General features: G+C 63.8%; 1 protein-coding gene. It reads right to left on the minus strand.

Annotation, left to right across the window (positions count from 1 at the left end; genetic code table 11):
* On the minus strand, positions 1-531 hold a 531-nt coding region (locus AC1DWI_RS25550), incomplete at its 3' end, for a YggT family protein (protein WP_477726238.1).
* Positions 532-666: the final 135 nt, after the last annotated feature.

Raw genomic sequence — 666 nt, forward strand, 5'->3', positions numbered from 1 at the left:
GAGCACCAGCGCGGACAAATCCACGCCGCCCACCGTGGGGATCACGCGGCGCAGGGGTGCCAGCAGGGGCTCGGTCAGGCGCCCCAGCAAACCATACGCGGGTGAGCCAGGCTGCACCCACGACAGGATGGCAAAACCGAGCACCAGGATGAACAGGGTTTGCAGCGCCACGCGGATCAGCATCTTCAGCGCAAAGGACAGCAGCGTCAGCAAGGCAACAGGCGCAGCCTCAGCAGTCCACAGGGTGCCCCCCGTCAGCAGGCCAAACAACAGGCCCCACAGCAACGCATAGGCCAGCGCCAGCAACACGGCCGCCAATACGCTGGCCCAGTCCACCCGGGACTGCATCACTGGCCTGGGCAGCACGCGGCGCAAGGGCTTGACCAGCCAGTCGGTCACGGCCATCACAAAATGGCCGGGCTGGGCCGTCATGTTGACCCGGACCCAGTTCATCCAGGCCCGCAGCAAGGCCGCTGCAATCAACAGGAAGAACAGCGTTTCAAGCAGGAAGGCCAATACGCGCATCAGCATGGGCAGAGTGCCTTATGCGTACGGCGCGCAGATAAAGAAAAAATGTTGTGCGGAAATTTCATGGTGTCCCGGCGCCTAACGGCGCGGCTTCTTGCCCTGCTTGCGGCCCGGAGGGTTGCCTGCCGCTTTCTTGAC

The sequence above is a fragment of the Polaromonas sp. P3_C2 genome (assembly GCF_056402675.1).